This is a genomic window from Longimicrobium sp. (assembly GCF_036554565.1).
GTDB lineage: Bacteria > Gemmatimonadota > Gemmatimonadetes > Longimicrobiales > Longimicrobiaceae > Longimicrobium.
In genome coordinates this window covers 1-8,702 of the sequence record NZ_DATBNB010000741.1, presented here as the reverse complement: position 1 = coordinate 8,702, position 8,702 = coordinate 1, and the positions used below count along the sequence as shown (strand labels likewise).

Genomic DNA, 8,702 nt, shown 5'->3' with positions numbered 1-8,702 from the left:
CTTCGGCACGCGCTCGCTGATGGAGAACATCGACTCGGTGGATTTCTCCACCTATCCTTTCGTGCTGCGCCCCACGTACAGCGACGAGATCCGCGCCCGCGCCGTGATCGTGGCCACCGGCGCGCGCGCCAACTGGCTGGGGCTCGACAACGAGATCCGCCTGGCGCAGGCCGGCGGCGGCGTGTCGGCGTGCGCGGTGTGCGACGGCGCGCTACCCGCCTTCCGGGGCAAGCGGCTGGCGGTGGTTGGCGGCGGCGACACGGCCATGGAAGAGGCCACCTACCTCACCAAGTACGCGGGCGAGGTGGTGATCGTGCACCGCCGCGACGCCTTCCGCGCCTCCAAGATCATGGCCGAGCGGGTGCTCGCCAACCCTAAGATCCGCGTGGAGTGGAACAGCCGCGTGGCCGAGGTGGTGGGCGACGACTTCGTCACCGCGCTCCGGCTGGAGGACTCCGTCACGGGCGAGCAGCGCGAGCTGGAGGTGGGCGGCCTGTTCGTCGCCATCGGCCACACGCCGAACACCGCGTTCCTCAAGGGGCAGATCGATCTCACGGAGCACGGCTACGTGAAGTGCCCAGTGCCGTGGCGCACGTCTACCACCGTGGAGGGCGTGTTCGCCGCGGGCGACGTGATGGACGACTACTACCGCCAGGCGATTACGGCGGCGGGCACGGGATGCATGGCGGCACTGGAAGCCGAGCGCTGGCTGGCGCATCACGAGCACATCGGCGCCGTCCCCGTGCTCGAAACCGGCGAATCGTCCATCGCCGTCGCCGAGGAGCTGGTTCCCGCCAAGTAGGCGCCTCATCATCAGAACGAAAAGGCCGCGTCCATCCAAGGGCGCGGCCTTTTTCGCATGCATGACGCGTCGGTCCTGCCTGATCAGCCCAACGCATGTTTGGTTGACCACAGGACCGCCCCAGTGTACGGTTTCGCCTTCAACGGAGCACACTGGACAAGCGCCCTCGTGCTTAGTACTATAGAACAGTATCAAAAGATGAACTCCAAGAACCGGAGGATCCTGGAAGCGGTCTTCGAAGAGCCGGTGAGGGCAGATGTCGACTGGCGCGACATCGAGGGGCTGTTTCTCGCCTGTGGAGCACGGATCAAGTATCGCGGTGGGTCACGCGTGAACATCGTGCTCAACGACGTGGTGGCCAGTTTACACCGGCCGCATCCGGAGCGGGAAACCGACAAGGGCGCGCTTCGGTCCGTGCGCCGATTCTTGAGGAACGCGGGAGTTGAACCATGATGAAGTACAAAGGCTACACGGCCAAAGTCGAGTTCGACGCCGACGCGGGGCTTCTGCATGGAGAACTCGAGGACATCTCGGACGTGGTGACGTTTCAGGCGGATTCTGTCGCTGAACTGGAAGCCGGGTTCCATGCGGCCGTCGACGACTATCTGGAATTCTGCAAGGAGGAAGGGCGAGAACCGAACCGGCCGTTCTCGGGCAAACTCGTGCTTCGCATCAACCCCGATTTGCACCGTGCGGCTTCGCGGACTGCGAAAAGCGAGAAGCAGAGCCTCAACGCATTCATCAGTTCGGCCTTGGAAGCAGCGGTTAGAAAAGGCTCTGCGCCGCTCGATACGTAGATGAAAAGCAGTTTCACGCAGAGGACGCAGAGAAGACGGAGAGGACGCAGAGGGCTCGGTGAGTTCCTCTGCGTCCTCTCTTTTCCCTCTGCGACCTCTGCGTGAAACTGCTTTTTCGGCTCCTACGCCCGCGCCATCGGGTGTTCCTGCTCCACGTGGTCGTAGTCGAACCGCTCCTGCGTCGAGGACGGCGCGACGGTGATGATCACGAACTTGGACGTTGGCGTGTTGCTGCGCTCGGCCACGGAGTTGATGGGCACCAGCACGTTCGCCTCCGGATAGTACGTGGCGGCGCAGCGGCGCGGGATGGGATACGACAGCACGATGAATCGCCGGGCGACCCGCGTCTCGCCCTCGTAGTGACTCGTCAGGTCCACGACCTGCCCCGGCTGCAGCCCCTGCTCGCCGATGTCCTGCGCATTCATCATCACCACGCGCCGCTCGTTGTGAATGCCGCGGTAGCGGTCGTTCAGCCCGAACACCGTGGTGTTGAACTGGTCGTGGCTGCGCATGGACATCATGATCAGCTGCCCCGGCTCCAGCTGCACCCGGTGGATGGGATGCACGGTGAAGTTGGCCTTGCCCGTGGTGGTGGTGAACTGGCGCTTGTCGCGCGGCAGGTTGGGAAGGTAGAAGCCGCCCGGCTCGCGCACGCGGCGGTTGTAGTCGTCGAAGCCGGGAATCACCCGCTGGATGCGCTCGCGGATGATGTCGTAGTCCGCCGCCATCGCATCCCAGTCCACCGTGCTGCGCGCCCCCAGCGTCGCCTTGGCGAGCCGCGCCACGATCGCCACCTCGCTGACCAGGTGCTCCGACGCGGGCGCCAGCATTCCCCGGGACGAGTGGACGATCCCCATCGAGTTCTCCATCGACACGATCTGCACCCCCGACGCCTGCACGTCGCGCTCGGCACGGCCCAGCGTGGGGAGGATCAGCGCGGTGCGCCCCGTGACCAGGTGCCCACGGTTGAGCTTGATGGAAACCTGCGCCGTCAGCCGGCAGCGCCGCATGGCCTCCGCCGCGTACTCCGTATCGGGACCGGCGGAAAGGAAGTTTCCGCCCATCCCCAGGAACACCTTCACCTTGCCGGCGTGCATGGCCTTGAGCGTTTCCACGGTGTCGTAGCCGTGGTGGCGCGGCGGATCGAAGCCGAACTCCTCGCCGATGCGCTCCAGGAACTTTTCCGGCATCCGCTCCCAGATGCCCACCGTGCGGTCGCCCTGCACGTTGCTGTGGCCGCGCACCGGCAGCGCCCCGGCCCCAGGCTTGCCGATGCTCCCCTTCAGCAGCAGCAGGTTCACAATTTCCTGGATGGCGGCCACGGCCTGCGGCTGCTGGGTGAGCCCCATTGCCCAGGCGACGATCACCGTGCGGCTTTGCATCACCATCTGCGCGACGCGGTTGATCTCTTCGCGCGTGACGCCACTCTGCTCGATGATCACCCGCCAGCTTTCGCGCCCCAGGTCGTCGATGAAGGCGTCGTAGCCGTGCGTGTGCTGGCGGATGAAGGCGTGGTCGAACACGGTGCCCGGCGACCGGCGCTCCTCCTCGAGCATCTCCTTGACCACGCCCTTGAGCAGCGCCACGTCGCCCGCGATGCGCACGGGAACGAACAGGTCGGCCAGCGGGGTGCCCGCGCCCGTCAGCACGCCCAGGGCACGCAGCGGCTTCTTGAGCTCCTGCGGGTTGTTGAAGTGGTTGAGCCCCGTTTCCGGGAGGGGGTTGATGGCGATGATGCGGCCGCCGTTCCGCTTCAGCTCCTGCATGGCCGACAGCATCCGCGGATGGCAGCTCCCCGGGTTGTGGCCGATGTCGATCAGCAGATTGGTGTGCATCACGTCGTCCAGCGTCACCGTGCCCTTGCCGATGCCGATGGCGTCGGTGAGCGCCGCGCCGCTGGATTCGTGGCACATGTTGCTGCAGTCCGGCAGGTTGTTGGTGCCGAACTGCCGGACGAAGAGCTGATAGAGAAAGGCGGCCTCGTTGCTGGTGCGGCCCGAGGTGTAGAACGCCGCCTGGTCGGGCGAGTCCAGCCCGTTCAGCTCGGCCGCGAGCAACTGGAACGCCTCGTCCCAATCGATCGGCTGGTAGTGCGTGGCCCCCTCGCGCAGCACCATGGGTTGAGCGATGCGCCCCTGCTTGGCCAGCCAGAAGTCCGACCTGCGCGACAGCTCCGCTACGCTGTTCTGCGCGAAGAACTCCGGCGGAATCAGGGTGCGCGTGTTCTCCTCGGCCGTGACCTTCGCGCCGTTCTCACAATACTCCGCGAATCCCGACCGCTCGCCGGGCGCCGGATCCGGCCAGGCGCAGCTCTGGCAGTCGAGCCCGCCCGGCTGGTTCAGGTTCAGCAGCATGCGCGCGCCGTCCACCGCACCCATCTCGCCCACGGCGTACTGCATGGCCACCTGCACGGCCTTGAGCCCCGCGGCCGTGCGCTTGACCTTGCCCAGCTTGAGCCCGGTGAACTCCTCGGGCGTGTGGGCGTGCACGTCGCCGTGCGACGCCTCGTCGGCGGAGGTGGCGGGGTGCTTTCCGTCCGCCACCAGCTCCTGGCGCACCCCCTCTTCGCTGGCCAGGCCGATCTTGGCGGCTTCCCAGGCGTCGGGCTGGGGCTTTTCGCGGTCGTCGCCGCGGATGGCGCCCTGCTCCGGCTCCACGGACCCGCGGCTTTCCAGGTCCAGCCGTTCCTGTGGATCGATGTTGCCGCGGTCGGTCATGGCCGTTCTCTTTGGATGGTTGCGGGCGGGGCGGGGCAAAATCCATACTCCCCCGCGCGCGGTTCTTGCGCAGCCCCGCGGCGGCGAAACCTGCCTCAACACTCGCTCGACGATCGCTTCGACATGACGGACGCGCCGCCCGCCGGCTCCCCCCAGCACCTGCCCGACCCGCCGCCCCGGTCCGAAGTGGACGCCGTCGTCGCGGCGCCGGAGCGCCTGGCCGCCGTGGACGCCACCGGGCTGCTGGACTCGCCCCCGGAGCCCGCGTTCGACACGCTGACGAAGCTGGCCGCCCGCCTGCTGGGCGTGCCGGCCGCCTTCATGGCGCTGGTGGACGAGGACCGCGACTTCTACAAGGCCGCGTGCGGGTTCGGCGAGCCGCTGTCGGCCGCGCGCGAGCTGCACGGCCGCACCTTTTGCCACTACACGGTGGCCGACGCCCCCGGGGCGCTGGTGATTCCCGACACCCATGCCCATCCGGCGTACCGGCAGGTGCCCACGGTAGATACGATGGACGTCCGCGCCTACCTGGGCGTTCCCCTCTACTTCAAGGGCCAGCCCATCGGCTCGCTGTGCGCCATCGACCACCACCCCCGCGCGTGGAGCCCGGATGACGTGGAGGTGCTCACGCAACTCGCCGCGTCTGCCCAGCGGGAGATCGAGCTGCGGCTGGCGCTGGATACCTCGCGCCGCGCGGCCGAGGAGCTGGAGCGCGTGCACCGCGAGCACCAGGAGCTGCTCGACGCCACCACCGACGGCGTGTACACCATGGACCGCGAGGGGACCATCCTGTTCGCCAACCGGGCCGCGGCCGAGCTGCTGGGCTTTGCGCCGGAGGAGATGATGGGCCGCAACGCCCACGACCTCTTCCATCACTCCTATCCGGACGGCACCCCGTACCCCCGCGCGGAGTGCTCCATCTCGCGCGCGGCACGCGCCGGAATGCCGGTCCATGTATCGGGCGACGTGCTGTGGCGCAAGAACGGGACGCCGCTGCCCGTGGCGTACGCCTCGTCGCCGGTGCACCGCGACGGGCAGATGGTGGGCGCCGTAGTGCGCTTTACCGACATCGCCGAGCAGAAGCGCGCAACCGAGGGGCTTCAGCTGCTGGCCGAGTCCGGCCGCCTTCTGTCGGCCTCGCTGGACGAGAACGAGACGCTGCAGGCCATCGGCCGGATGGCTGTGCCGCAGCTGGCGGAAATGGTGGTGGTGGACCTGATCGAGGGCCTCGCCATGCGCCGCGCGGCCTGGTCGCACGCCAGCGAGGGGGCGTCGCCGCTGCTGGAGCGCGCGAGCCAGTTTCCGCCGGCGCTTGACGACGGGGGCCCCCAGGCGCAGGTGATCGCCTCGGGTGAGGCGCTGCTGGTGCGCGAGGTGGACGACGAGTGGATCGTGCGCGCCAGCCGTGCGCCGGAGCACGCCGACATCATGCGCGAGCTGGTGCTGCGCTCGGTGATCGTGGCGCCGCTCCGCTCTCGCGAGGCCATGCTGGGCACGGTGACGTTCGTCCGCTGCGCCTCGCGCCCGCCGTTCGAGCAGGCCGACGTCGCCGTGGCGGACGAGCTGGCCCGCCGCGGCGCGATGGCGCTGGAGAACGCCCGCCTGTACGACGCCGCGCGGCGCGCCACCCGCGCCCGCGACGACATGCTGGGCGTGGTTTCGCACGACCTGCGCAATCCCATCCACTCCGTGTTCATGAGCTCGTCATTCCTGCTGGACGTGATTCCGGAGGAGGGGCGCGACATGGAGCGGAAGCAGCTGGCCATCATCCGCCGCGCCGCCGAGCGGGCGAACCGGCTGATCCAGGACCTGCTGGACATCACCCACATCGAGAGCGGCCGCCTTTCCCTGCACCGCGAGGTCCACAAGGCGGCGTCCATCGCGGGCGAGGCGGTGGAGCTGGCCGGCATCGTGGCCGCGGATCAGGGGATCTCGCTCGTCCGCGGCGTGATGGACGGCGAGGCGCGGGTGAATGCTGACCGCGACCGCGTGCTGCAGGCGCTGGGCAACCTGATCGGCAACGCGCTGAAGTTCACTCCCTCGGGGGGCACCGTGACCGTGGGCGTGGAGGCGGAGGGGAACGAAGTGCGGTTCTCTGTGGCCGACACGGGAACGGGGATCGCGCCGGAGCAGGTGGACCACCTGTTCAACCGCTACTGGCAGGCCAACACCGCCGACCGGCGTGGGGTGGGGCTGGGCCTTTCCATCGTCAAGGGCATCGCCGACGCGCACGGGGGACGGGTGGCGGTGAAGAGCGAACTGGGACGCGGCACCACCTTCACCCTCGCCCTCCCCACGGCCTGAGGCCATCCGCCGCACTTGCGCGGGGTGCGGCGGTGTCCAAAGATCTCCACTCCCTCGCTGTTCGCCCCCCGCTCTCGCCCGCATGCCCACGACCCTGCGCTGCCCCGCCTGCTCCGCGCCGCTGGAGGTTCCCGCCCAGCACGCGGCTGTGTCCCGATGCCCGTACTGCGGCGTCGGCGTGCTGCTCTCCGAACGTCCCCAGGGCACGCATGCCGCCACGAACGACCCGCACGCGGATTCCATCGCGGAAGTCGTCCGCATCCTCCAGTCCGGCCACCTGATCCAGGCGGTCAAGCTCTACCGCGAGCGCTTCGGGGTGGGGCTGAAGGAAGCCAAGGACGCCGTGGACCAGATCGCCGCGGGACAGCCGGCCGGGACCGTGCCGCACCGGTCCGGCGGCACGGGGTTCGGCGTCGGCTGCGCGGTGATGATCCTCCTGGTGATCGTTGGCGCGGTCCTGATCTGGCGCTCGTCGCCCGCGGTGGAGCGAACCAGCGCTTCACCCGTGGCGCAGGAGTCCCGCGAGCCGGCGGACGCCGTCTCCCCCGGGCCGGCCGCGCCCCCCGCGCTCGCGGACGAGGTGCTGCGGTTCGGGAGCGAGGGAACGGGGGCGGGGCGGTTCACCGATGCGCGGGGCGTGGCGGTGGATGGGGCGGGGCGCATCTACGTGGCCGAGTACCAGGGCGGCCGCGTGCAGGTGTTCGATTCGGCGGGCGCGTTCGTCACGCAGTGGATGGCCGATCCCAAGATGCCGCTGGTGGACCTGGAGGCGGATCGCGGCGGCACCGTGTACGTGGTGCAGTACGGGCGCATCCGGCGGTACGAGGGCGCGACCGGCACCCTGCTGGGCGAGCTTCCCCGCCCCGAGCGGATGATCAGCTACTCCGACATCGCGCTGGCGCTGGACGGAACGATGTGGGCCGTCGCGGGCACGTCGCTGATCGCGCACCTGGGCCGGGACGGCGCCGTCCGCCGCACCATCGACCTGCGCCAGGCGGTGGGCGAAGATGCGTCGCCTGAGCGGGTGGCCGTCGCGGGCACGGGCGACGTGTACGTGCTGGACCGCTGGTCGGACGAAGTGTACCACCTGGCGCCGGACGGCCGGTTCGTGGACCGGTTCGGCGGACCCGGCGACGGGCCGGAGAGCACGCCGTCGCCGGAGGGCATCGCCATCGACGCACGCGGACGGGTGCTGGTGAGCGACCTGGGCCGGGGCATCCGCGTGTTCGATGCGTCGGGGCACTACGTCGGCGAGTTCGGCGGGCAGGAGGTGGTGTTCGGCCTCGCCGTCACCGACCGCGACGAGGTGATCGCCGCCTTCCGCAACCGCTACCAGGTCGTCAAGTTCCGCCTCTCTCCCTGATCCCCCTCGAACGTACCCGCCACGGATGCAGCTGAATCGCGCCACGCGGATCGGGGCCGCCGTCGGCGGCCTGATCGCCTTCTGCCTCTTCGGAGCGATCGCCTTCGCGGTGCTCTCCCTCCGCTCCAATCCCGAGAGCACCGGCGCCACGCCCGGGGCCTGGGTTGTCGTGGGGATGGTGGTCGTGCTCGCCAGCCTCGCCGCAGCGGCCGCGGGCGGTGCTCTCGTTGCGCTCATCGCCTGGGTGTACCGCCGCTTCACTCGTCGACTCGACCCCTGATTCCGCCGCCGAGCTCGCGGGCTCCCTGGAAAAACGAACGCCCCGGCAGCTGCCGGGGCGTTCGTCGATCGGGGTGCGGCCGTGGATCAGAAGGGCTGCACCACGTACAGCACCTCCACGCGGTCGTCGCGGTCGCGGTCCACGAACTCGGCGACCTCGTACTCGCCCGAGCGCACGCGCAGGAGGCGCGGGCCGTCCGGCTGCGCAACCCACACGCCCGTCAGCGGCTGGTCGTAGCCCAGCGCCACGGACTGCAGCGCCAGCCGGCCGAACACGATGTCGCCCAGCACGCCCGCCAGCCCGCCGCGGTCCAGCCGGTCGCCGTCCGTGCGGCGGCGGAAGACGACGTCTTCGATGCTGCCGCGGCTCCACAGGGTTCCCGAGCGGCTGCCCAGCCCGAATCCCTTGTCCATGCACCACTCGCGGCCGTGCACCGGAT

At 69.4% G+C, this 8,702-nt stretch carries 8 protein-coding genes; 6 read left to right on the top strand and 2 right to left on the bottom strand.

Going from position 1 to position 8,702, the window contains the following annotated elements; genetic code table 11:
* From VIB55_RS20870 to VIB55_RS20860, 3 genes are all read left to right on the top strand, one after another.
* A partial coding sequence (locus VIB55_RS20870; RefSeq protein ID WP_331878604.1) for an NAD(P)/FAD-dependent oxidoreductase occupies positions 1–802 on the top strand: 802 nt, incomplete at its 5' end.
* A 198-nt stretch (positions 803–1,000) separates the two neighbouring features.
* Entirely contained in the window at positions 1,001–1,255 is a 255-nt protein-coding gene (locus VIB55_RS20865; protein WP_331878603.1) for a type II toxin-antitoxin system HicA family toxin, read from the top strand.
* On the top strand, positions 1,252–1,599 hold the full coding sequence (locus VIB55_RS20860) for a type II toxin-antitoxin system HicB family antitoxin (RefSeq protein ID WP_331878602.1): 348 nt from the start codon (positions 1,252–1,254) through the stop codon (positions 1,597–1,599). The genes VIB55_RS20865 and VIB55_RS20860 overlap by 4 nt, the downstream gene beginning before the upstream one ends.
* Before the next feature lie 122 nt (positions 1,600–1,721).
* Here the strand turns inward: VIB55_RS20860 and VIB55_RS20855 are convergent, their stop codons facing one another.
* A complete protein-coding gene (locus tag VIB55_RS20855) occupies positions 1,722–4,316 on the bottom strand; it encodes an FdhF/YdeP family oxidoreductase (protein ID WP_331878601.1) in 2,595 nt (864 codons plus the stop codon).
* A gap of 123 nt (positions 4,317–4,439) precedes the next feature.
* Between VIB55_RS20855 and VIB55_RS20850 the strand changes: the two genes are divergently transcribed.
* From VIB55_RS20850 to VIB55_RS20840, 3 genes are all read left to right on the top strand, one after another.
* Positions 4,440–6,620, top strand: coding sequence for a GAF domain-containing protein (locus tag VIB55_RS20850; protein ID WP_331878600.1), 2,181 nt, complete (start codon positions 4,440–4,442; stop codon positions 6,618–6,620).
* An 82-nt stretch (positions 6,621–6,702) separates the two neighbouring features.
* Positions 6,703–7,983: a hypothetical protein gene (locus tag VIB55_RS20845; RefSeq protein WP_331878599.1), complete on the top strand. Its 1,281-nt coding sequence runs from the start codon at positions 6,703–6,705 to the stop codon at positions 7,981–7,983.
* 25 nt (positions 7,984–8,008) lie between these two features.
* The gene (locus tag VIB55_RS20840) at positions 8,009–8,263 is read left to right on the top strand and encodes a hypothetical protein (RefSeq protein WP_331878598.1); all 255 of its coding nucleotides are present in this window, start codon (positions 8,009–8,011) and stop codon (positions 8,261–8,263) included.
* 86 nt (positions 8,264–8,349) lie between these two features.
* On the opposite strand, the gene VIB55_RS20835 is transcribed toward VIB55_RS20840, so the two are convergent.
* On the bottom strand, positions 8,350–8,702 hold a 353-nt coding region (locus VIB55_RS20835), incomplete at its 5' end, for a hypothetical protein (RefSeq protein WP_331878597.1).